Source organism: Pseudonocardia benzenivorans CB1190 (assembly GCF_000196675.2).
In the GTDB taxonomy this organism is placed as follows: Bacteria; Actinomycetota; Actinomycetes; order Mycobacteriales; family Pseudonocardiaceae; genus Pseudonocardia; species Pseudonocardia benzenivorans.
On record NC_015312.1, the window covers coordinates 6562372 to 6585471 of the forward strand.

At 74.1% G+C, this 23100-nt stretch carries 22 protein-coding genes; 4 read left to right on the plus strand and 18 right to left on the minus strand.

Annotated features, from left to right (window positions below):
* Genes PSED_RS31120 through PSED_RS31145 form a run of 6 tightly spaced genes read right to left on the minus strand, consistent with a single transcriptional unit; the run spans position 1 to position 6471 of the window.
* On the minus strand, positions 1-1050 hold the full coding sequence (locus PSED_RS31120; RefSeq protein WP_013678192.1) for an LLM class flavin-dependent oxidoreductase: 1050 nt from the start codon (positions 1048-1050) through the stop codon (positions 1-3).
* Complete coding sequence (locus tag PSED_RS31125; RefSeq protein WP_013678193.1) at positions 1040-2434, minus strand: MmgE/PrpD family protein; 1395 nt, start codon at positions 2432-2434, stop codon at positions 1040-1042. Before PSED_RS31125 ends, PSED_RS31120 begins: the two co-directional genes overlap by 11 nt.
* Before the next feature lie 15 nt (positions 2435-2449).
* Complete coding sequence (locus PSED_RS31130) at positions 2450-3874, minus strand: amidase (protein WP_013678194.1); 1425 nt, start codon at positions 3872-3874, stop codon at positions 2450-2452.
* Positions 3871-4059 (minus strand): hypothetical protein, encoded by a 189-nt coding sequence (locus tag PSED_RS31135; protein WP_041760166.1) that lies wholly within the window; start codon positions 4057-4059, stop codon positions 3871-3873. The genes PSED_RS31130 and PSED_RS31135 overlap by 4 nt, the downstream gene beginning before the upstream one ends.
* A 26-nt stretch (positions 4060-4085) precedes the next feature.
* The gene (locus PSED_RS31140; protein ID WP_013678196.1) at positions 4086-5249 is read right to left on the minus strand and encodes an acyl-CoA dehydrogenase family protein; all 1164 of its coding nucleotides are present in this window, start codon (positions 5247-5249) and stop codon (positions 4086-4088) included.
* Position 5250: 1 nt separating this feature from the next.
* The gene (locus PSED_RS31145; protein ID WP_013678197.1) at positions 5251-6471 is read right to left on the minus strand and encodes a CaiB/BaiF CoA transferase family protein; all 1221 of its coding nucleotides are present in this window, start codon (positions 6469-6471) and stop codon (positions 5251-5253) included.
* Between the two features lie 117 nt (positions 6472-6588).
* Here PSED_RS31145 and PSED_RS31150 point away from each other — a divergent pair, with 117 nt between their 5' ends.
* The 3 genes from PSED_RS31150 (at position 6589) to PSED_RS31160 (ending at position 11147) form a co-directional block, all read left to right on the plus strand.
* Complete coding sequence (locus tag PSED_RS31150; RefSeq protein ID WP_013678198.1) at positions 6589-7347, plus strand: FadR/GntR family transcriptional regulator; 759 nt, start codon at positions 6589-6591, stop codon at positions 7345-7347.
* 311 nt (positions 7348-7658) lie between these two features.
* Positions 7659-9071 carry an NlpC/P60 family protein gene (locus PSED_RS31155; RefSeq protein WP_013678199.1) on the plus strand — a complete coding sequence of 471 codons (1413 nt, stop codon included), beginning with the start codon at positions 7659-7661 and terminating at the stop codon, positions 9069-9071.
* A gap of 456 nt (positions 9072-9527) precedes the next feature.
* A complete protein-coding gene (locus tag PSED_RS31160) occupies positions 9528-11147 on the plus strand; it encodes a C40 family peptidase (protein ID WP_013678200.1) in 1620 nt (539 codons plus the stop codon).
* 35 nt (positions 11148-11182) lie between these two features.
* On the opposite strand, the gene PSED_RS31165 is transcribed toward PSED_RS31160, so the two are convergent.
* The 11 genes from PSED_RS31165 to PSED_RS31215 all read right to left on the minus strand — a co-directional run bounded on the left by PSED_RS31165 (position 11183) and on the right by PSED_RS31215 (position 21932).
* On the minus strand, positions 11183-12181 hold the full coding sequence (locus PSED_RS31165) for a Gfo/Idh/MocA family protein (protein WP_013678201.1): 999 nt from the start codon (positions 12179-12181) through the stop codon (positions 11183-11185).
* Between the two features lie 88 nt (positions 12182-12269).
* Positions 12270-12830 carry an RNA 2',3'-cyclic phosphodiesterase gene (gene thpR, locus PSED_RS31170; protein ID WP_013678202.1) on the minus strand — a complete coding sequence of 187 codons (561 nt, stop codon included), beginning with the start codon at positions 12828-12830 and terminating at the stop codon, positions 12270-12272.
* A 1-nt stretch (position 12831) separates the two neighbouring features.
* On the minus strand, positions 12832-13755 hold the full coding sequence (locus tag PSED_RS31175) for a ribonuclease Z (RefSeq protein WP_013678203.1): 924 nt from the start codon (positions 13753-13755) through the stop codon (positions 12832-12834).
* Positions 13756-13759: 4 nt separating this feature from the next.
* The gene (locus tag PSED_RS31180) at positions 13760-14209 is read right to left on the minus strand and encodes a (2Fe-2S)-binding protein (protein WP_041762953.1); all 450 of its coding nucleotides are present in this window, start codon (positions 14207-14209) and stop codon (positions 13760-13762) included.
* A gap of 21 nt (positions 14210-14230) precedes the next feature.
* On the minus strand, positions 14231-15031 hold the full coding sequence (locus tag PSED_RS31185; protein ID WP_013678205.1) for an FAD binding domain-containing protein: 801 nt from the start codon (positions 15029-15031) through the stop codon (positions 14231-14233).
* A 49-nt stretch (positions 15032-15080) separates the two neighbouring features.
* Positions 15081-15827 carry an enoyl-CoA hydratase gene (locus PSED_RS31190; RefSeq protein ID WP_013678206.1) on the minus strand — a complete coding sequence of 249 codons (747 nt, stop codon included), beginning with the start codon at positions 15825-15827 and terminating at the stop codon, positions 15081-15083.
* The gene (locus tag PSED_RS31195) at positions 15820-18159 is read right to left on the minus strand and encodes a xanthine dehydrogenase family protein molybdopterin-binding subunit (RefSeq protein WP_233899215.1); all 2340 of its coding nucleotides are present in this window, start codon (positions 18157-18159) and stop codon (positions 15820-15822) included. The genes PSED_RS31190 and PSED_RS31195 overlap by 8 nt, the downstream gene beginning before the upstream one ends.
* A gap of 23 nt (positions 18160-18182) precedes the next feature.
* Positions 18183-18947 (minus strand): SDR family NAD(P)-dependent oxidoreductase, encoded by a 765-nt coding sequence (locus PSED_RS31200; RefSeq protein ID WP_013678208.1) that lies wholly within the window; start codon positions 18945-18947, stop codon positions 18183-18185.
* Between the two features lie 11 nt (positions 18948-18958).
* Positions 18959-19753 (minus strand): MBL fold metallo-hydrolase, encoded by a 795-nt coding sequence (locus tag PSED_RS31205; RefSeq protein WP_013678209.1) that lies wholly within the window; start codon positions 19751-19753, stop codon positions 18959-18961.
* Positions 19750-21279, minus strand: coding sequence for a class I adenylate-forming enzyme family protein (locus PSED_RS31210; RefSeq protein WP_013678210.1), 1530 nt, complete (start codon positions 21277-21279; stop codon positions 19750-19752). Before PSED_RS31210 ends, PSED_RS31205 begins: the two co-directional genes overlap by 4 nt.
* A gap of 53 nt (positions 21280-21332) precedes the next feature.
* Positions 21333-21932 (minus strand): TetR/AcrR family transcriptional regulator, encoded by a 600-nt coding sequence (locus PSED_RS31215; protein WP_013678211.1) that lies wholly within the window; start codon positions 21930-21932, stop codon positions 21333-21335.
* Positions 21933-22056: 124 nt separating this feature from the next.
* On the opposite strand from PSED_RS31215, the gene PSED_RS31220 reads away from it, so the two are divergent.
* Complete coding sequence (locus PSED_RS31220) at positions 22057-22821, plus strand: 2,3-dihydro-2,3-dihydroxybenzoate dehydrogenase (RefSeq protein ID WP_013678212.1); 765 nt, start codon at positions 22057-22059, stop codon at positions 22819-22821.
* 42 nt (positions 22822-22863) lie between these two features.
* Here PSED_RS31220 and PSED_RS31225 read toward each other — a convergent pair whose 3' ends face one another.
* Positions 22864-23055 carry a hypothetical protein gene (locus tag PSED_RS31225; protein ID WP_013678213.1) on the minus strand — a complete coding sequence of 64 codons (192 nt, stop codon included), beginning with the start codon at positions 23053-23055 and terminating at the stop codon, positions 22864-22866.
* Between the last annotated feature and the right edge of the window lie 45 nt (positions 23056-23100).

A 23100-nucleotide genomic window follows, 5' to 3' on the forward strand; every position in this document is an offset into this window, starting at 1 on the left:
TCAAGCTCCTTGTCCGGAGTGGGCGGTTCCGCCCGGGGCGGCGCGTAGTGCTGGCACGACTTCCTTGGCGAGCAGTTCGAGGGAGCCCAGGGCGTCACCGACCGGCATGCCGGCCCACTCCGTGCGGAACAGGAAGTGGTCGACGCCGAGCGCGCGCCACGGCAACAGCGCGTCGATGCAGTCCTGCGGGGTGCCGATCACGAACCGGTCCGACGACAGCTCCTCGTACGCCGCGCGGAACGACTCCTGGTCCGGCATCACCTTGTCCTGGCCCCAGTCGGCGTAGACGGCGTACTTGTTGGCCAGGTGCGGACGCGCGAGCTCGACGGCCCGCTCGCGGGTGGGGGCGCAGAAGACCTCGCGCATCAGCGGCAGCTCGGTGACCGGCCCGCGCCCGCTCGCCTCGCGCTCCGCGTGGAACAGCTCGAGCTGGCGACGCACGGTCGTCGCCGTGGCGTGCGGGTTGATCATCCAGGTGTCGGCCGAGCGGGCCGCCCGCCGGACGGCGTTGTCGCTGTTGGCGGCCATCCACACCGGCGGGCGGCCGACCGGGCGCATCGTCGCGCGGACGCCGTCGAGCCGGCACCACGGCAGGTCGGCGTGCACCTCCTCGCCCGCCCACAGCTGCTCGACGATCCGCAGGTTCTCCTCGAACCGGCGGACGCGTTCGCCGCGCGGGATGCCGAACGCGTCGTACTCGACGTCGCGGTAGCCCAGCCCGACGCCGAAGATCGACCGGCCGCGGCACACGACGTCGAGGCTCGCGTACGCCTCGGCGGTGTCGACGGGGTTGTGGAGGGCGAGCAGGTGGATGCCGATGCCCACGCGCATGTCACCGGCCTCGGCGGCGAGCCGCGCCAGCCACGGCAGCGGCTGGATGTGCGCCAACGACTCCGCGAGGTGGTGCTGGCCGGCGAACACGGAGTCGAGCCCGAGGTCGCGCGCCGCGCGCACCATGCTGAGCTGCTCGTCGAGCGCGACGAGGGGATCGCGGCCGGGCGGCTGCTGGTGGGTGATGAACAGGCCCGCGGAGCAGCGGTCAGACGCCACGGCAGGCCTCCGCGAAGTCCCGGGCGGGGGTGTCGTCGCCCAGTCCGAGGATCGCGGTGCGCACCCGTTCGGTGGTGGCCTCGTCGGTGACCAGCGCCATCGACCCGGCGAACTTCTCGGCGATCTCCGCGTTGGTGAGCGGCCGCTCGTCGTGGCCCCGGTTCACCTGCTCGCGCCGTGTCAGCACCCGCCCGTCGGTCAGCTCGATCTCGACGTACCCGGAGTAGGCGCGTGGGAAGGCGCTCTCGTCGTCGGGCGACACGCTGACCCGGCGGGCGAGGTCGAGGATCTCGGTGTCGTGCAGCGCCTCGTCCTCCAGCTCGGCGAGCCCGAACCGGCCGCGCGAGAGCGCCGCGGACACGACGTACGGGAGGCTGAACTTGGCGTCGTACTCGTCGCGCGGCGCCCACTTGGCCTCGGCGGGCTCGCAGACGACCTTGCCGGGCACCGGGTGGATCGCGCAGCGGACGGCGGCGATGTCGGCGGGTCGCAGACCGTGCTCGGCGCGCAGGTCGAGCACGGCGTCGGCGAACGCATGGATGAAGTGGCAGATCGGGTAGGGCTTGACCGCGGTCCGCATGAGCTCCCACTGCGTGCCCAGGCCGGCGCCGAGCGCGCCGGGGTCGGTCTCCCGCCCGGCGAGGTGGGTGTTGAACAGCCCGAACCGTCCCTCGTAGACGGCGGGCGGGCCGCTCCAGCCGAACCGCGCGAAGCTCGCCGCGGTGATCCCGCACATCGCCGCCCAGCCCGGGTGCTGTCGTTTGGTCCAGGAGCCGTCCTCCAGGAACTCCAGCAGCCCCGCCGACATCGACCCGACGATGCCCTGCGCCGCGACGAGACGGTCCGCGTCGAGGCCCGCGAGCTTGCCGGCGGCCACGGCCGCGCCGAACGCGCCCGCGACGGCCGTCGGGTGGAAGCCCACGTCGTGGAACCCGCCGGCGCCGCCCAGCCCGACCCGCGCGGAGACCTCCACCCCGAGGACGTACGCGGTGAGCAGGTCGCGCGTGGTGGCACCGGCCGTCGTCGCCGCGGACAGCGCCGCGGGCAGCGCCGCCGCCGTCACGTGCGTGACGGCGGGGATGTGGGTGTCGTCGAAGTCCATGCCGTGGATGAGCACGCCGTTGAGCACGGCCGCGTCGCGCGGGTCGAGCCGGTCGGGCATGGCGAGGACGGGATGGTCGCCCGCGGAGAGGGCGGACAGCGCGTCGCGGGCGACGGCCGGGAAGCCGTAGGCCGTCGAGGCGAAGGCAAGGCCGACCGCGTCGAGCACGAGGTGCCGCGCGCGCTCCAGCACCTCGGCCGGGATGTCGCCGTACTCCAGTGCGGCGCCGAACTCCGCGATCCGGCCGGACATCATCGTGCGGGCCGGGCTCTCGATGCTCACAGCAGTACCTCCGAGTCAGTCGGGAGTGGTGCCGCGCACGCCCGACGATACGTCAGACAATTCGGCACCGGAAGGGACGGCGAGATGATGCGCGGTCCGCTCCTGGAAGACCCGCGCCGCGCGCAGCGCCGTGGCCTCCTGGTGCGGCGGCGCCATGAGCTGGGCGGACACGGGCAGGCCGTCGGGCGCGAAGCCCGTCGGCACGGCGAGCCCCGGTGCGCCCGTGAGGTTGCCGAGCATCGTCGACCGCGACTGGGCCGCGTAGAGCGGGAACTCCTCCCCGTCGACGACGACCGTCGCCTCCGGAAGCCGTGGCGCGGTGGAGGGGCACGTCGGCACGAGGACGAGGTCGGCGTGGGCGAAGACCTCGTCGAGCTCGCGCTGCAGCCGCACCCGGAACTGCTGGGCCAGCAGGTAGTCGACGGCGGGCGTCGCGATCCCCTGGCTGATCCGGGACACGAGCACGGGGTCGTACTCCGACCAGCGCGCGGCGTTGACGCGGTGCACGCTCGCGGCCTCGACCCACACGATCCGGTAGCCGATCGCGAGCACCTCCGAGGCGCTCGGGATGTCCGCGTCGACGATCTCGGCGCCGGCGTCGGCGAGGACCCCGGCCATCTCGTCGATCCCGGAACGGACGGCGCCGTCGCACATCTCCGTCAGATACCCGCCGACGACGGCCACCCGCACACCGCGCAGGTCGTCACCGGTCGCGGGTATGAAGGGCGGCAGCGCGGTCGCGCGCGGGTCGACGCCGTCGGGGCCGCGCAGCAGCCCGAAGAGCAACTCGACGTCGCGGGCGCTGCGGCACAACGGGCCCACGGTCTCGGCGGTCCAGGAGAGCGGGATGACGCCGGTCCGCGGGATCGCTCCGCTCGTCGGTTTCAGGCCGGTGAGCCCGCACCAGGCCGACGGCAGCCGCACCGAGCCGCCGACGTCGGTGCCCAGCCCGAACGGCACCGCCCGCGCCGCCACCGCTGCCGCCGTCCCCATCGACGAGCCGCCCGCCCACCGCTGCGGGTCCCACGGGTTGCGGGTGGTACCGAAGCGGGGCGGGTTGGGGCCACCGACGGCGAACTCCGTCGTCGTGTCCTTGCTGACGGCGATCGCGCCCGCCGCCTCCAGCCGGCGCACGACCTCGGCACTGCGGGCCGCAGGGGCGTCGTCGCAGACCCAGGAGCCGCCGGTGGTGGGGACGCCGGCGACGTCGATGACGTCCTTCACCGCGAACGGGACGCCCTCCAACACCCGCGGGGTGCCGGAGGCCCAGCGCCGGGCGGACTCCTCGGCCGCGGCGAGCGCGCGGTCGTCGAGGAAGGCGATCGTGGTGTTCAGCGCCTCGTGCACGTCGCGCAGCCGGGCCAGCGAGCCGGCGACCGTCTCCCGCGGGTCAGCGCCTGCGCGGTACGCCTCGAGGAGGTCGTGGGTGTCGCCGTTCATCGGCGCAGCCAGGCGTCGCCGTGCGCGGGGTCGACGGGCCAGCCGGCGTCGAGAAGCGGGTCGGTGCGCAGCCGCGCCGCGGCGGGCTCGGCGGCCTCCACCGCCGCCCGCATCTCCGCGATCTGCGCGTCGTCGAGGTGGTAGCCGAGACGTTCGGCGAGCGCCCCGAGATCGGCGGGTGCCACCCGTTCGCTACAGCGACCATCGGCACTCACGAGATCACGGCCTTGCCCGCGAGCAGCGACTTCGCGACGACGGTGCGCAGCACGTCGTTGGTGCCCTCGCCGATCGACATCAGCGGGGCGTCACGGTAGAGCCGCTCGACCTCGAACTCCGTGGAGTAGCCGTACCCGCCATGAATACGCATCGCGTCCATCGCGCACGACAACGCCGCCTCCGACGCCGCGATCTTCGCCATCCCCGACTCGGTGTCCATCCGCACCCCCTCGTCCATCCGCGACGCCGCCCAGTACGTCATCAACCGGGCCGACTGCAGCGCCACCGCCATCTCCGCCAGCCGCAGCTGGATCGCCTGGAACTCACCGATCGGCCCACCGAACGCCGTCCGCTCCCGCGCATAGCGCAGCGCCTCGTCATAGGCCCGCTGGGCCACACCGACGCTGCGAGCGGCGATGTTGATCCGGCCGGTCTCCAACGCCGACAACGCCTGCTGCAGCCCGCGGCCCTCGACCCCGCCGAGCAGCTGCGACGCCGGGACCCGCACGTCGGTGAGCACGACCTCGCACGACTCGGTGCCCTTGTAGCCGAGCTTGCCGATGTCGGCGGTGACCTCGAACCCCGCCGAGTCCGCCTCGACCAGCAGGATCGACATCCCCCTGTGCGCGGGCGCCGCGGCCGGGTCGGTCTTCACCAGCACCGGCAACGGATCCGCATAGCGCGCGTTGGTGATCCACATCTTGGTGCCGTTGACGACGTAGTCGTCCCCGTCGCGCTTCGCGACGGTCGTGATGCCCTGCAGATCGGTCCCCGCACCCGGCTCGGTCAGCGCGATCCCGGTCCGGCGCGCCCCCGTCGCCAGCTCGGGCAGGTACTTCTGCTTCTGCTCCTCGGTCCCGTGATGGGCCAGCATCCAGCTCGACACCGAGTGGCTGCCCAGGATCCCCGCGATGCCCATCCAGCCACGCGAGATCTCCTCGAACGTCAACGCGAAACTCACATTGTCCGCGCCCAGCCCGCCGTACTCCTCCGGGATCACCAGACCGAACAGGCCCAGCTCGCGCATCCCCGCGACGATCTCGGTCGGGTAACGGCCCTCCCGTTCCCAGTCACGGGCGACCGGCACGATCTCCCGGTCGACGAACTCGCGCAACGTCTGCCGGAACAGCCGCTGCTCGTCGTTCAGCCCGAAGTCCATCTCAGTCCTTCCCCATAGCGGTCGCGCCGAGTGCACCGGATGCGCGTAGCGCCGCGATCCGGTCGTCGTCGTAGCCGAGCCCGCGCAGCACCGACTCGGTGTGCTCGCCCATCGCCGGCGCCGCGCGGGTCGGCGCCCGGTCCTCGCCCGGCGGCCCGACGCGCACCGCGGACCGCAGCGATCTCACCGTCCCGAACCGGGGATGCGACGTCTCCGCCACGAGCTCACGCGACAGGGTGTGCGGGTCGGCGAGCGCGCCCGCGACATCGTTGATCGGCGCACACGGGATCGACGCCGCATAAAGAGGTACCAGCCACTCGTCGACGGTGCGCCCGGCGAAGATCTCCTCCAGCAGCGGGACGATCACCTCACGGTGCCGGGCCCGGTCGGCGAACGTCGCGAACCGCGGGTCCGCGGCCAGCTCCGGGCGCCCGATCACCACGGTCAGCCGCTGCCAGAACTTCTCCTTCGCACACCCCACGACGAGCCAGCCATCGGAGGCCTCGAAGGCCTGGAACGGGATCAGCGACGGGTGCGCCGAGTGCCGCGTGCGCGCCGGCTCGAAGCCGGCCGTCATGTGCCACGTGCCCGGATAGGTCAGCAGGCTCACCGCGGTGTCGTAGAGGCTGACATCGCAGTCGGTGCCGACACCGTCACGCCGCGCCGCGTGGATACCCGCCAGCAGGGAAATCGCCGCGACGTAGCCGCCGGAGTAATCGACGAGCGAGATACCGGTCTTCTGCGGCGCCCCGCCCGGCTCACCGGTCAACGACATCCACCCACCAAGCGCCTGCAGCACGTAGTCGTAGCCCGGCTCGGCCGCCCGCGGCCCGGTCATCCCGAACCCGGTCAGCGAGCAGCACACGATCCGCGGGTTGACGTGCGCGAGATCGGCGTAGCGGATGCCCAGCTTCGCCGGCACGTCGCCGCGCAGGTTCGAGTAGACGGCGTCGGCGCCCCGGACGAGGTCCTCGAACACCTCGCGCCCACCCGGGGTACGGATGTCGAGCGTGATCGACGACTTGTCCCGGTTGAACGACTCGAAGAACAACGAGTCACCGTCCTCGGCATACGGCGGGACGTGCCGACCCACGTCACCGCCCACGCTCGGGTCCTCGATCTTGACGATGTCCGCACCCAGCTCGGCCAGGTGCATCGACCCGAACGGCCCGGCACCGTACTGCTCCAGGGAGATGATCCGGACATCCTCCAACGGCCTCACCGCGACCCACCTCCACCTCGTCCCGACCGACGCCACGGTAAAACGTCAGACGTTTTTGGGTCAACTGTGACGGGCAGCCGGTTAAGCTCGTCCCCCACCGGAACGGGAGCGTGACGCGTGGCCACCGACCCGAGCGATCGCGCCGCACGACTACGCGTGCGCCGCGACCGGCCCGCCTACCAGCGGGTCGCCGACGAGCTGCGGGCCCAGATCGTCGGCGGGCTGCTCCCGGCCGGCGCGCGGCTGCCCAACGAGGCGGAGCTGAGCCGGTCGTTCGAGGTCAGCCGCAGCACGGTCCGCGAGGCCCTGCGGTCGCTGGCGAGCCAGCACCTCGTCGAGACCCGGCGCGGCGTGCAGGGCGGCTCGTTCGTCTCCGCGCCCGACCCGGCACGTGTGGTCGCCGCGGTCGGCGAGTCGCTGGGCGTGCTCGTCCGGACGCCGCGGCTCGACCTCGCCGACCTGCTCGAGGCACGACTGCTGCTCGAACCCGCCGCCGCCCGGCTCGCCGCGCAGCGCGCGGACGCCGAGACCGTCGAGGCCGTCCGGGTGGCGGCGGCCGCGCCCCACGACCCGCGCGACCCCAGCGGCTTCGTCCCGCACCTGGACTTCCACAACACGATCCTGATGGCCACCGGGAACCTGATGTTCACGATGATGGGCCAGCCCGTCGGCGACGTGCTCCGGACGAGCCTCGACCGCGCGGCCGTCGACCCGGCCGAGTGGGACGCCGTGGACACCGACCACGCGGCCATCGCCGAGCACATCGCGGCCGGTGAGGCCGAGGCCGCCGAGACCACCATGCGGACACACCTGGAGTCGTTGCGGCCCTTGTACGAGCGAGCCGCTCGACGACCGCCGCCCGCGACGAACGGCTGATCTGGCGCCACAGACGGTCGATCGACCGTTCGTCGCGCCGACACGCCCGTCACCGACCGCTCATCGCAACACGCCTATGCGCTGACGTTCGGTCACTGCCGGTCGTCGCATCACTTCGGCGTGGTTGCTGCAGATCTCATCACGGAGTGGTTACTTTCAAGTCGCCGCCCGGTGATCTCGCCGGGCGACGCGCCTGGTCGGCCGTCTCCACCTGCCCGCCGACACTCCCCCAGGCGCCCGCGCTCCCCGGGGCAGGTACGCACGAGGTCGCTCCCCCACAGCCTCGCGCGTATGACGGCAAGGACCGCTACATGGCTACGCACCGTGCTGTCGCCCTGCTCGACAAACCGGGCGCCACCCGCACTCCCCGCCCTGCGGCCGAGCTGATCGCCGAGCTCGGCGCGGAGCTCCCGTCGACCCCCGGCCGCCGCGCACGCCACGGCCTCTCGGTACCCGCCCCCCGCTCCGGTGTCGACCAGGACCGCGCCGACCAGGGCCTCCGTCGCGAGAACCCGCTGGTCCCCGTTCTCCCCGCCACGCTCATCCCGGCGCAGCCGCGCCGCCGCGCCGACTGGTTCACCACCGGGTGGAGCGCCCCCGAGGTCGAACCCGTCGTCGGCCCGGCCGACCGCGTCGACGACACCGCCGACGCCGACGACACCGCCGACGAGTTCCGCACGCGCGTCTCCGCGCTGCTCGCCGAGCTGCGCCGGACCGCCGACGACGACGGGACGCCTGCGGGCGCCGCCCTCTTCGAGCCCGACGACGACCGCGAGGTGGCCGGCGCCGAGTCGATGCGGCCCGCCGTCGAGCAGGACGCGCCCGGCGACACCGACACCGACTCCCAGGACGCGCCCACCGCCGCCGAGCTGCGCGCGATCGCGACCGACCGCGACGGCGTGCGTCGCCCGTCGGCCGCTCCGGCCGGGCTGGCCGGCGCCACCGGCGTCTTCGAGGCCGCGCGGGTCGGACGCACCGGCCGCTTCGGGCGCATCCCGCACCAGGGCGTCGTCGCCGCCGCGTCCGCGACGGTCCTCGGCGCCACGGCCGCCGTCGTCGCTGCCACCGGCGGGTTCACCCCCCATCAGGCGACGGCCGAGCTCGACACCTCCGTCGACCAGGCCACCCAGCGCATCGAGCTCGCGAGGCCCGCGGCCGACACCCCGGTCGTGCCGCTGGCGTCGAACTACGACTCGGCGGCCGACGCCGCGGTCAAGAAGGTCGCCGAGGCGGCCGACAAGCACCGCGCCGACGCCACGCAGATCATCGCCGCGGCCCACGCCCCGCAGCGCGGCACCAACGCCGGCCCGGGCGGCGCCGACGCCGGTGGCGCGAGTGCCGGTGGGGGCAAGGCGTCCGTGCCCGCGGTCACCGGCAGCAGCCGCGGCGCGGCCGCACTGAAGGCCGCGATGACCCAGATCGGCAAGCCGTACGTCTGGGGCGCCGCGGGTCCGTCGGCCTACGACTGCTCGGGCCTGGTCATGTGGGCCTACAAGCAGATCGGCGTGAGCCTTCCGCACTCGTCGTCGGCCCAGTCGACGATGGGCACCGCGGTCAGCAAGGACCAGCTGCAGCCGGGCGACCTGGTGTTCTTCTACTCGCCGGTCAGCCACGTCGGCATCTACGCCGGCAACGGCATGGTCCTCAACGCCTCGACGTCCGGTCAGCCGGTGAAGATGTCGAAGCTGTCGTCGATGCCGTTCCACAACGCGCGTCGCCTCTGAGGTCGCGGTCGCGAACGTCCCCGGCGCGTGCCGCTCGTCGCGGCACGCGCCGCCGTTCGTCGTGAGGTGATCGCTCCGCACGCCACGCGGAGAGCGCTCACCCGTTGGTGGGCGTGTGATCACAACCGGTCGCCGACGTCGGCGTATACCGCGATAACCTTCACTCGATCGTGGCGATAGGGTCCGTGCCGTCGCCCGGATCGTCACCGGGCGGTGCGCCCGGTCGGCCGTCCTCATCGCCCCGCCGACCGCTCCCTGGGCGCCCGCGAGATCCCGGGGCGGAGGTGGGCGGCGCTGCCTGCGTGGACGGCGAGGACCGCCAGTGATCGTGCGCCAGCAGGCGAACCGTCGACCCAGCGCCCCGACCCCGGGTGCGGGCGCACCTGCGACCGCGCCCACTGACCATCGACGACGACTCGGCGCGCACGAGCAGCCCGCCAGGGGCGAGGCGCGGCGATGACCTCGCACGTCGACGTGCCGATGGCCGACGGGGTACCCGTCCGCCAGGTCGCGGACCTGATCCTCTCGTTCGGCCTCGACCTGCCCGCCATCCCCGGACCCGGCCGCGCCGCCGGGCCGGACGACCGGAGGCGGCAGCGGCGGGCCCCGCGCAGCACCGCACCGCACGTCCCCGCCCCACGCGACGGGTCCGACGGGCCACGCTCACGCGCGCGCCACCAGCTCCGGGAGGACCGGCCGCCCGCCGCAGGCCACCCCTCGACCGGACACCCCTCGACCGGACACACGTCGTCCGTACAGTCCGCCGCCGGGCGGCCCTCGGGCGGCCGGCACGGCCTGCGCGAGGACCTCGTGCGCGATGAGCGCCCCGTCGACCGGACCGTCGCCGTCTCCCCCGAGATCCTCGCCAAGGCGCGGCGGATGGCCTTCGACCCGTCGCACCCGTCGGCACGCACGACCCGGGCCCGCGTCACCCGGCCCTCGGTGCCCGCGCCCCGTCCTGCGGCCGACGAGATGTGGGCCCCCACGCCGCCCCGGCCGGCGCGCGACTCCCGGGCCGAGCCCGAGCTCACGACGGCGGTACGCGCGGCCTCTCGCGCCCGGCCGCGCGACCACCACGCCGACGCCGGGTTCGCCCCGGACCGACCCGATGCCACCGCGCTCGTCCCCGCCTACGACCCCGGTGCCGAGCCGACCACGATCCGGCCGCTCGGTCCGCCGACGGAGCTGATCGGCGAGGTCACGAGGATCGTCTCCGGCGCCGCTCTCGCCCACGAGACGGCCGTCCGCGAGTCCGCCGCGGACGAGACGGCCGTCCGCGAGATCACCGCCCCGGCCCCACTCGCGCTGCGGTCGCGTGCCCGCACCGCGCGCCCGCTGCTGCTGGCGACGGCGTCGATGGCGTCGGTCGCGGTCGTCGGCGCCGCCGCGGCGGCCGCCATGAGCCTGACCGGCGGATCCGTGACACCGACCGCGAACACCGCCGCGGCCGACCTCGACGCCCGGTTGGCCGCCGCGAAGCCCCCGACCGCCCCGACGACGGCGAGCGAGGCGCACGCCGGAGCAGCGACGACCACCGCGGGCCACGGCGCCGGCGAGGCGCCGACGTCTCGGCAGGACACCACCTCGGCGCCGATCACGTCGGTCACCGACGGGTACCGGGACGCCACGCGGACCGTCGCGAAGGCACTGCCCGCGGCGATGCGGCAGAGCGGCGCCGAGCGCGTCGCCACCCAGGCCCGCGGCGCGGCCGCCCCCGCGGTCACCGGCAGCGGCACCGCGGCCGGCGCGGTGAAGGTCGCGCTGGCGCAGATCGGCACGCCGTACCGGTGGGGCGGGGCGAGCACGTCGGGCTTCGACTGCTCGGGGCTCGTCGTCTACGCGTTCAAGCAGCTGGGCATCTCGCTGCCGCACTCGTCGTCGGCGCTGTCGACGATGGGCACGGCCGTCTCGAAGGCGAACCTGCGGCCCGGCGACCTGGTCTTCTACTACACCCCGGTCAGCCACGTCGCGATCTACATCGGCGACGGGAAGGTCGTCAACGCTACGACCGAGGGCGAGCCGGTGCAGATCTCCGACCTCGACGACTTCCCGATGCACAGCGCCCGCCGGATCTGACCGGCGCCGGGCCCTGGCGCGTCCCGGGCCGGCCGTCAGAGCTCGGCGGGCCCCTCCTGCGGCGCGACGCCGAGCTGGGCGGCCACCGCGCCCATGACGTCCTGCACGGCGATCGTGTCGTCGAGCGGCATGACCCGGCTCTCCGTGCGGCCCTCGAGCAGGCACGTCGTGACCTCGACCAGCTCGTGGAAGTAGCCGCCGCCGGTGGCGGGCGCGACGATCTCCTCGGGGGCGTGGCCGGTGCGCCGCAGGACGATCCGGTCGGGATGGTGGAACCGCGGCGGGACGTCGATCCAGCCGTCGGTGCCGACGACCCGCGCGTGCCCCGGGGTGAGGCACTGCAACGTGGCGAACAGGGACGCCGTGCGCCCGCCGGGGAACTCGAGCAGCACGGCCTCCTCGGCGTCGACCCCGGTCGGGGTGACGACCCCGCGGGCGACGACCGAGTCCGGGTTCCCGAGCACCATCTGCGCGAACGAGATCGGGTAGACCGTCAGGTCGAACAGCGCGCCGCCGCCCGCGACCGGGTCGTAGTACCGGTCGGCCGGGTCGACCGGCTGCCGCACCCCGAGGTCCGCCTGCACGGCGCGGACCTCGCCGATCGCGCCGTCGGCGACCAGGTCGCGCAGCCGGACGATGGCGGGCTGGAAGCGCGTCCACATGGCCTCCATCGCGAACACCCCCGCGGCCCGGGCCGCGGCGACGATCTCGCGCGTCGCCGCCGGGGTGACCGTGAAGGCCTTCTCCACGAGCACCGCCTTGCCCGCGGCGATCGCCGCCAGCGCGACGGCCCGGTGCTGCGGGTGCGGCGTCGCGATGTAGACGACGTCGACCTCGTCGTCCTCGATCAGGGCGCGGTAGGAGCCGTGGGCGCGCGGGATGCCGTGCTCGGCGGCGAACGCCGAGGCCCGCGCGGCCGAGCGCGACGCCACCGCGACCGGCTCCGCGCGGTCGAGATGGACGAAGTCGCGCACCACCTTGCCCGCGATGCGCCCCGGCCCGACGACGCCCCACCTGACGGTCTCGACTGCCATGGTCCACATCCTGGCGTGTCCCGCGACCCCGGCGGGAGCCGGTCCACAGGTGTGGAGGAACATGTGGACAACTCGAACGCGTGTTCGACTATCGTGCACCGCCGAGAAGCCACTCGGACACCGTCTCGTAACGAGGCGTTCTGTTCGGGCCCTGCCCGAGGTCGCTGCGCACCAGGCACATCCGGTCGACGACGTCCTCGGGCCCGTTGCGCAGCACCGGGTCCAACTCCGCGGCCGCCGGCCGGACCGACCGGGGCGGGCGCGCGGTCGCGAGCGTGAGGTGCGGGCGGAAGGCCTTGGCGTCCACCGGGATCCGGGCGCGGCGAGCCGCCGCGGCCGACGCCTGGGCCAGGCGGCGCAACCGGTCGCGGTCACCGGCGACGCGCGCCCACAGCGTCCGGTCGCCGAACCGGCCCGCCCCGTCGACGACCGGCCGCAGCGGCGCGGCACGCCGGGCGGCCCGGCCCAGCCGTTCCTCCAGGTCGTCGCGACGGTCGTCGGCGACCTCGCCGAGGAACGCGAGCGTGACGTGCCAGCGCTCGGGGGCCACCCAGCGCAGCGCGGGGTGACCGGCCCGCGCCGGTCCGAGCGCGGCGTCGAGCGTGGCCACGGTGTCGGCGGAGGGCCAGAGCGCCACGAAGAGCCGCACGTCAGACCGCCCCTCGCCGTGGCGGCAGCGGCACCCGCGCCAGGTCCGCCGCGACGACCGTCGGACCGTCGAACACCGCGGCCGCCTCGGTCGCGAACGCCGTCGGATCGGTGTAGCGCTGCGAGAAGTGGGTCAGCACGAGAGTGCCGACGCCCGCCCGGGCGGCGACCCCGGCCGCCTCCCGCGCGGTGAGGTGCCCGTGGTCGTGGGCGAGCGCGGCGTCGTCGTGCAGGAAGGTCGACTCGATCACCAGCATGTCGACGCCCGCGGCCAGCTCCTCGACGCCCGCGCACAGCCGGGTGTCCATGACGAAGGCGAACGACTGCCCGCGCCGCGGGACGCTGACGTCCTCGACCCGCACCGTGCGCCCGCCGACGGCGAGCGTCCCCTCCCTGACCAGCCGCGACACGTCGGGGCCGACGACACCGGCCGCGGCGAGCCGGTCGGGGAGCATGCGCCGGCCGTCGGGCTCGTCGAGGCGGTAGCCGTAGGACTCGACGGGATGGTCGAGCCGGCGGGCCGTCAGCGTCCCGAACGCGCCGGTGGCGATCGGCCCGTCGCCGCACACCGGCCGCTCCTGCAGGTCGGCGACCTCGTGGAAGGGGGTGGCGTGGCGCAGCCGGGCGAACCAGTGCGCGCCCGAGGCCGGGTAGTGCGCGACGACGGGGTGCGCGACCGCGTCGAGGGAGAGCCGCTGCACGACTCCGGGGACGCCGAGGCAGTGGTCGCCGTGGAAGTGCGTCAGGCAGATGCGGGTGATCGCGCTGCTCGGGACGCCGGCGAACAGCAGCTGCCGCTGGGTGCCCTCGCCGGGGTCGAACAGCAGCCCTTCGCCGTCCCAGCGCAACAGGTAGCCGTTGTGGTTGCGGTGCCGCGTCGGGGCCTGGCTCGCGGTGCCCAGGACGACCAGCTCGCGTGCCGACACCCGGTCAGCGTAGGCGGGCCGCCTCCTCGACCGCGTCGACGATGCCCATGTAGCCCGTGCAGCGGCAGATGTTGCCCGACATCTCCCGGCGGATCGTCTCGCGGTCGGGCTCCGGGTGCGTGTCGAGCAGGTGCAGTGCCGTCATCAGCATCCCCGGCGTGCAGAACCCGCACTGCAGCCCGTGGTGGGCGACGAACGCCTCCTGCAACGGGTGCAGCGTGCCGTCGTCGGACTCCAGTCCCTCGACGGTGCGCACCGTCGACCCGTCGGCCTGCACCGCGAACATGAGGCACGAACGGACGGGCTCGTCGTCGACGAGGACGGTGCAGGCGCCGCAGACGCCGTGCTCACAGCCGACGTGGGTGCCGGTCCGGCCGCACTGCTCGCGCAGCACGTCGGCGAGGGTGTGCCGGGGCTCGACGGTGAGCTCGACCCGCTCGCCGTCGACGACCATCGTGATCTCCACGCTGCCTCCTCAGATCCCGGCCGACGCCAGCGCGCGTCGGGCCATCTCGACGGCGACGCCGCGGCGGAACTCGGCCGAGCCGTGCAGGTCGCCGGTCGGGTTCAGCTCGTCCCCGACGAGTTGGGCGACCCGTTCCACCGGCTCCCCGATCGCGGCCTCCGCCGCCCGCGCGCGCAGCGGGACCGCCCCGACACCCCCGACGGCGATCCGCACCTGGCCCCGCACCTCCGCGACGACGACCGTGACCAGCGCGAAGTCGCCGTGCCGGCGGGCGAACCCGGCGAATCCCCAGCGCGTCGGAACCGGGACGTCGAGGCCGGTGATCATCTCGTCGGCGTCGAGGGTCGTCATGAGCGGGCCGGCGAAGAGATCGTCGGCGGCGACCCAGCGGTCGCCCCGCGCGCCGGCCGCGGTGACGGTCGCGCCCGTCGCGACGGCGACGACGGGCAGCTCCGCGGCGGGATCGGCGTGGGCGATGCTGCCGCCCGCGGTGCCGCGGGTGCGGATCGCGGCGTGCCCGATGTGCCGGGCGGCCTCGGCGAGCAGCGGGTGGGCGCTCTGCTCGGCGAGCGTCCGGTGCCGCACCAGTGCCCCGACGTGCACGGTGTCGCCGTCGCGCTCCACGGCGGCGAGCCCCTCGACCCTGTTGATGTCGACGATGACCGCGGGGCGCGCCATCCGCAGCGCCATCACGGGCACGAGGCTCTGGCCGCCCGCGAGGATCTTGCCCTCGCCGTCGGCCGCGACGAGCGCGGCGAGCACCTCGTCCACCGACGTCGGCCGCACGTACTCGAACGGCGCGCACTTCATCCCGACCTCCCCCGTGAGTGGCGATGGTCGCTATCGCGACCATCGCCACTCACAACCCCTTGAACTGCGGCTTTCGCTTCTCCAGGCGTGCGGCCCGGCCCTCGGCGAAGTCATCGCTGGTCCAGCACGCCTCGAACGACCTGGTCAGCTCGGCGGCCGTCGCCGCCTCGAACTCCGGCTCGAACACGGCGTTGAGCACCTGCTTGGAGTACGCGAGGGTCAGCGGCGCGAGCTCGGCCATCTGCTCGGCCCAGGCGATCGCGTCGTCGACGGTGCCGAGCCGGTCGGCCAGCCCCAGCGCGTGGGCCCGGTCCGCATCGATCTTCTCCAGGCCCAGCAGGGCGGCGCGGGCGGCGCCGTTGCCCGCGAGCAGCGCGAACCGGCGGATCGTCCACGGGTCGACGGCCAGCGCGTTGCCCGCGGTCGGGATCGCGAAGGCGGCACCCGGCGCGGCGACGCGCACGTCGCAGGCGATCGCGAGCTGGGTGCCCGCACCGATGGCCGGGCCGTTGACCGCGGCGACGACCGGGACCGGCAGCGCGGCGAGCGCGTGCAGCATCCCGTAGAGCGATTCGCGGAACGCGTCGCCGTAGACCGCGTCGAGGTCGGCGCCCGAGCAGAACGACGTTCCCTCCCCGGTGACGACGAGCGACCGCGCCCCGTCGGCCACCGCCGTGGTCGCCGCCTCGCGGATCAGGTCGCACAGCTCGATCGTCAAGGCGTTGCGCTTGGCCTGCCGCTGCAGCGTGACGACGGCCGTCCGGCCTCTCACCGACAGATCCACGAGCTCAGTCACTGTGTCGTCCTCCGGGTTCGACGGGGGTCTTCCCGGCATCCTCTGCGGCCCGGCGCGCCGCCGTCCACACCACCGACGGTGACAACGGCAACTCGTCGATCCGCACGCCGAGCGCGTCCGACACCGCCCCGGCGAGCACGGCGTTGGGGCCGAGCGTGCCGCCCTCCCCGACGCCCCGCACGCCGAGCGGGTTGGCCGCCGGCCGGGCCACGTGCCCGATCGTCAGCTCGGGGATCTCCGCGCTCGTCGGCATGAGGTAGTCGAGCAGGGTGCCCGTCGACAGGTTGCCGTCGGCGTCGTAGACGAGGTGCTCGTACAGCGCGCCGCCGATGCCCTGCGCGATCGACCCGGCGATCTGGCCGTCGACGATCTGCGGGTGCATCGCGCGGCCGGCGTCCTCGACGCAGGCGTAGCGCAGGATGCGCACCGCGCCGGTCGTCCGGTCGACCTCGACGGCCGCGACCTGCGCCCCCGCGGCGAAGGCGCCGCGGACGGGGTCGTAGAACTCGGTGGCCTCGAGACCCGGCTCGATGCCGTCGGGCAGCCGGTTGGACTCCAGGTAGGCGACGCGCGCGACCTCGGGCAGGCCGATCGTCGTGTCCGGGGAGCCGACGACGGCGACGACACCGTCCTCGATCTGGAGGTCCGCGGGGTCGACCTCCAGCAGCCCGGCCGCGAGCCGCAGCACCTTCGAGCGCGCGGCCAGCGCCGACCGGTGTGCGGCCCCGCCACCGATGACGGCCTGGCGCGACGAGAACGCGCCGAACCCCCACAGCGACGCGTCGGTGTCGCCGATCCGGACGTCGACGTCGTCGTAGCGGACGCCGAGCGCGTCGGCGACGATCTGCGCGACGGTCGTCTCCAGGCCCTGGCCCTGCGACGTGACGCCGGAGAACACGGTGACCCGGCCGTCGGGGTTGACCCGCACGGTGCAGGCATCGTGCCCGGTGCGGAACGGCATCCGCGGACCCGCCGACGCGGCCCGGCCCAGCCCCGTCAGCTCGTTGTAGCAGGCGAACCCGATCCCGATCGGCGACTCGCCGGTGCCGCGGCGGCGCTGCTGCTCGGCGCGCAGCTCGTCGTAGCCGACGGCGTCGAGCGCCTTCGTCAGGCACTCGTCGTAGTGCCCGGAGTCGTCGACGAGCCGCGACGGCATCCGGTACGGGATGTCCTCGGGACGGATCACGTTGCGCCGCCGGATGTCGACGCCGGTCATGCCGAGCCGCGCGGCGGCGTCGTCGAGCAGCGTCTCCATCGCGAACACGCTGGCGGGCCGCGCGACGCCGCGGTACGGGCCCGACGGCGCGGTGTTGGTGGCGACGCCGCGCACCGTGGCGCGGTAGTGCTCCAGCTTGTACGGCCCGGTGAGCAGGCCGCCGGCCATGAGCGGCTCGATGCCGGCCGTCCAGGGGTAGACGGAGTAGGCGCCGACGTTGCACGTCACGTCGGCCCGCAGCGCGAGCAGCGTGCCGTCGGCGGCGAAGCCCGCGGTGAGCAGGTAGCGGTGGTCGCGCGCGTGGGTGGCGGCGGCGAGGTGCTCGACCCGGTCCTCCACCCACTTGACCGGCGTCCCCGGCAGCTGCAGCGCGATCGCGCACAGCGCGACGTCCTCGGGGTAGAGCACGGCCTTGACGCCGAACCCGCCGCCGACGTCGGGCGCGACGACGCGGACGTTGCCCTCAGAGAGCCCGAGCAGCTCGGCGATCATGTTGCGCACCAGGTGCGGCACCTGGGTGCCCGACCAGAACGTGAGCCGACGGTCGGCGGGATCGAACAGCGCCACCCCGGCCCGGCACTCCATGGGGTTGCCGGCGTGCCGGTTGGTCACCAGCTCCCGCTCGACCGTCAGGTGGGCCCCGGCGAGCACGCCGTCCACGTCGCCCGCGTCGAACGTCCGCTCCAGCAGGACGTTGTCGGGCGCCTCGTCGTGCACGGCGGCGGCGCCCGCGTCCCACGCGACGGTCACCGGGGGCAGTGTGGCGTAGTCGACGTCGACCAGCTCGGCGCCGTCCTCGGCGCGGTAGCGGTCGGCGGCGACGACGGCCGCGACCGGCTCGCCCGCGAACCGCACCTTGCCCTCGGCGAGCGCGGGCTGACCCGTCTCCACATACGACGGCAGTGCGCTCTGCGCCCGCAACACGATCCCGCCGAGGTCGGCCTGGGTGAAGACGCGGTACCCGGCCTCGCGGGCCGGCCCGGCGTCCAGCGAGACGATCCGCGCGTGCGCGACGGGGCTGCGCACGAACGCGACGTGGCGCATCCGCGGCAGCTGCAGGTCGCCGACGAACCGTCCGCGCCCGGTGACGAGCCTGCGGTCCTCCTTGCGCGGCACGGAGGTTCCGAGCGGGGAGCCGTTCACGGCATCGCGTACCCGCCGTTGACCGACACCACCTGGCCCGTCGTCCACGACGACAGCGGCGAGGCGAGCAGCAGCACCATCGGCGTGACGTCCTCGGGGCGGCCGAGCCGGCGCAGCGGGTACATCGCGAGGATCTTGCGCATCTGCTCGTCGTCGGCGTTGCCGGAGTGGGCGTCGATGTTGTCGGTGCGGACGAGCGCGAGCGAGACGGCGTTCGCCCGGATTCCGTAGCGCGCCAGCTCCTTCGCGAGCGAGCGGGTGAGTCCGACCGTCGTCGACCGGGCGGTCGCGGTGACGAGCAGACCCGACTCGCCGACGCGCCCCGAGTCGCCCATCAGGTTCACGATCGCGCCGGCCTTGCGCTCGGCCATGCACGTCGCGACGGCGTGGGTGACCTGCAGCGTCCCGGTGACGGTGACGTCGACCTGCGGTGCCCAGTCGGCCGGCGTCGACTCCAGGAAGCGTTGCTTGCGCGTCGCCGCGGAGTTGTTGACCAGGACCCCGATGGGGCCGACCTCGGACTCGACGCGCTCGACCATCGTCGACACCGCCGCCTCGTCGCGCAGGTCCGCGCCCACGGCCAGCGCCTTCACCCCCAGCTCCGCGGCCTCGGCGGCGGCCTTCTCGGCGCCGTCCCCCGAGGTGTGGAAGTGGAAGGCGACGTTGGCGCCCTCCGCGGCGAACGCCATGCCGATCGCGCGGCCGAGCCCCTGGCCCGCACCGGTGACCAGCACCGTCGTGCCGGCGAGTCCGAGATCCATGCTGATCCTCTCTAGAGCGCCCGGAACCTGCGGTCCCCGTCGACCGTCACGACGCGGCCGAACCGCAGTCCCGGGAAGTGGGCGCCGACGACCAGGTCCGGGCGGTCGCGGACCTCCTCGGCGACGGCGTTGCGCGCGGCGCTCGCGGCGACGGGATCGACGTCGAACACCGCCTGCCAGTCGGGCTCGGCGAGCTCGACGACGGAGTGCACGACGTCGCCCAGCAGCAGCGCGCGCTGCCCGTCGTCGCCGGAGAGCACGTAGACCGTCGACCCCGGGGTGTGCCCGGGGGTGTGCCGGGCGTCGAGGCCGGGGGCGATCGTCACGTCGGAGTCGAAGGGCGCCAACCGGTCCCGCAGGGGCGCGAGCTTGCGGACCGCTCCCGGGGCGGCGTCGTCGGCCTCGACGAAGTGCGCCCAGTCGGCGGCGTGCACGCGGTAGGTCGCGTTCGGGAAGACGATCTCGCCCTTGCGCGTCGCCCAGCCGACGTGGTCGAAGTGCAGGTGCGTGAACAGCACGTCGGTGACGTCCTCGGGCCCGATCCCGTACGCGCGCAACGAGTCGAGGAAGTCCCCGCCGGTGTAGCTGTCGTTGCTGATCCCGCCGACACCGACGTCGACGAGCACGACCCGGTCCCCGGTCCGGACGAGGAAGCCGCCGAGGTCGAAGTGCAACCTGCCGTCGGCCTCGACCTGGCCCGGATGGCAGGCCCAGGGATCCTCGACCCCCGGTCTGGTGAGCGCGTCCTTCGACTCGTGGCCCACCCCGTCGAGTACGGGCCGGACGTCGAGCGATCCGATCTTCACGAGGGCTCCCCGGTGAGTCGCTGCTGCAGGCGGAACCTGAGGATCTTCCCCGAGCCGGTGCGCGGGATGTCGGCGGTGACGACGAGCCGGTCCGGCACCTTGAACGACGACAGCCGGTCCCGGCACACGGCCAGCACCTTCTCCGCGTCGAACGCGGCCGGGTCGCGCGGCACGACGAACCCGACCGGGACCTCGCCCAGCCCGGCGTGCGGGGCGCCGACGACCGCGGCGTCGGCCACCTCGTCGCTCGCGAGCAGCGCGTCCTCCACCTCGGCCGGGTACACGTTCTCGCCGCCCCGGATGATCATCTCCTTCGTCCGGCCGGAGATCCGCAGGTAGCCGTGCTCATCGCGGCGCCCGAGGTCACCGGTCCGGTACCAGCCGTCGACGAGCACGGCGGCCGTCGCGTCGGGCAGCTCGTGGTACCCGGGCGTGACGTTCGGGCCCTGCACCCACAGCTCGCCCTCCTCGCCGGGCAGCACGTCGCGTCCGGTGGCCGGGTCGACGAGCCGGACGGTGAGCCCGGGCAGCGGCAGCCCGCACGAGCCCATGACGCGGGTCCCGGTCGGCCAGTTCATCGTGACCATCGTCGAGGTCTCGGTGATGCCGTAGCCGTCGAGCAGCGGCACCCCGAACGTCGCCTCGAACTCCGCGTTGAGCGCGGCGGGCATGATCGCGCCGGCCGACATGCAGACCCGCAGGTCGGTGGCGCCGAGTCCGGAGTCGCGGGCGCGGTCGAGCAGGTAGTGGAACATCGTCGGGACGCCGGGGAAGACCGTCACCGGACCCTCCGGGCCGGGCTCGCGCAGGCGCCTGAGCACCGACTCGACGGAGAAGCGCGGCAGGAGCCGTTCCGACGCACCGGTCGCCGCGACCGCGAGCACGCACAGCACCAGCGCGTAGGAGTGGAACAGCGGCAGCGGCGAGAGCAGCACGTCGCCGGGGCCGACGCCGAGGATCGGCGCGAAGCACGCGGCGACGACCCACAGACAGCCGCGCTGGGTGAGGTACACGCCCTTCGGGCGACCGGTGGTGCCGGAGGTGTAGAGCATCCAGGCCGGGTCGTCGAGGGCCAACCCGTCGCGCGGGCGCACGTCGGTGGGTTCGAGGAGCGCCTCGTAGGACTCCCCGACGACGATCAGCCGCACGTCCTCGCCGACGAGGGTCCGTGCGGTGTCGACGTGCGCGGCGTCGGTGATCACGAACCGCGCGCCGCTGTCGGCGAGCACGTGCGCGACCTCGGGTGCCGCCGACCCCGGGTTCGCGCAGACGGCGATCCCGCCGGCCCGCGGCACGGCGAGGTAGGCCTCGACCGTCTCGACGGAGTTGTCCAGGTACAGCAGCACGCGGTCGCCGGGATCGAGCCCGAGGCGCTGCAGGTTGCCGGCCAGCGCGGCGGTGTTGCGCGCGAGGGTCGCGTAGTCGTCCGCGCGCCGGTCGTCGACGAACGCCGTCACGTCGGGCCGGACGCGGGCGTGCTCGGCCAGCAGATCCGGCAGGGGCCGGATCAGGTCCGTACGCAGCATCGCGCCTCCTCGACGGGTGCGCCTCCTCGGGGCGCGGCCGACGTTAGCTAACGCTAGTTAGTCGCGCAACCACGGGCGACGCTCACCGCGAAGTCCGCGTACTGGTCGGCGACCTGGTCGGCCGAGAGCGGACCGTCGTCGGAGAACCAGCGGGCCACCGACACGCACATCTCCCGGATCGCGAACGACGCCAGCCGCGGCGACTCGACCATGAAGACCCCGGCCTCGACCCCGTCGGCGATCAGACCGCGGATCGCGTGCTCGTGCTCGCGGCGACGTTGCTGCAGCTCCGTGCGGTGCGGCTCCTCGAGGCTCCCGGTGTCCCGGTTGACGACGAGCGCCTCGCGGCGGTGCGTCGCGTGCCGGTGCGCGTAGACCCGGGTGGCCCGGCGCAGCCGCTCGACCGGGTCGTCGACGTCCTCGACCGCCTCGTGGAAGTCGGCCAGCACCGCGGCCGTCGTCCGGTCGACGATCACGCGCAGCAGGTCGTGCTTGGAGCGCATGTGGTTGTAGAGGCTCGGCGTGCGGATGCCGAGCGCCTCGGCGATCTGGCTCAACGCCGTCCCGTGGTAGCCGCGTTCGGCGAACAAGGTCAACGCCGTGTCGACGACGGCCTCGCTCGTCACCGTCGCCCGCGCCTGCGCCGCCGTCACGCCCCCACGGTAAACCCGATCCGCGACCCACCCCGTGCGTGGCGATGGTCGCCATGGCGACCATCGCCACGCACGACCGCTCCCGCCGTCGCGGACGTCGTCACCGGGGACCTACGTTGCTCGCATGACCGACCCGGAGAAGCCCGCCCGCATCGCGCTCGTCACCGGTGCGGGCGGTGGCATCGGACGTGCCGTCGTCGCGACCCTCGCCGCACGCGGCCACGCCGTCGTGGCGTCCGATGTGGACGCTCCCGACGCGCCCGGGGCCGCCGCGAACGTCGCGCTCGACGTGACCGACACCGCGGGCGTCGAACGGGTGGTCGACGACGTCGAGACCACGCACGGCCCGATCGACGTGCTCGTCTGCACCGCCGGCATCATCCGGCCCGCACGGCTGCTCGACACCACCGACGACGACTGGGCCGCGGTGCTCGACGTCAACACCACCGGGGTGCTGCGGATGCTGCGGGCCGTGGGGCGGCGGATGGCCGGGCGGCGGCACGGGTCGATCGTGGTCGTCGCGTCCAACGCGGGGAGCGTGCCGCGCACCGGGATCGTCGGCTATGCGACGTCCAAGGCCGCGGCGATCCACCTCACGCGCTGTGCCGGGCTGGAGCTGGCCGAGTTCGGCGTGCGCGCCAACGTCGTCTCGCCGGGCTCGACCGACACGACGATGCTGCGCGCCCTGCCCGTCGCCGGCGCCGTCGACGACGCCGCCGAGAAGGCGATCGCGGGCTCGCTGCCCGACCACCGCGTCGGCATCCCGTTGCGCCGCGTCGCCGATCCCGCCGACATCGCGGAAGCCGTCGCCTACCTGGCCTCCGACGCGGCCCGGCACGTCACGATGCAGGAGCTCTACGTCGACGGCGGCGCGTCGCTGCAGACCTGACCCGGACCCGCGCCGAACCACCGGCGGGAGACCGCCGACGGGTCAGCCCTGCCCGGGGGCCTTCAGCCCGAGCATCGCGAGCAGCTCACGGCAGTCGTCGGCATCGGTGGCCTGCGCGGCGACGACCCGCACCGCCTGCCGGTCCTGGGCCGCACAGCTGTCGCGGAGCGCGATCTGCGCGTCGGCCCACTCGCCTGCCGCGACACGGTTGCTGTGACCACGCAGTCCTGACATTCGGTACGTCCTTCGCGGGCGGGGCCGCCGCAGCGACCGGTGATC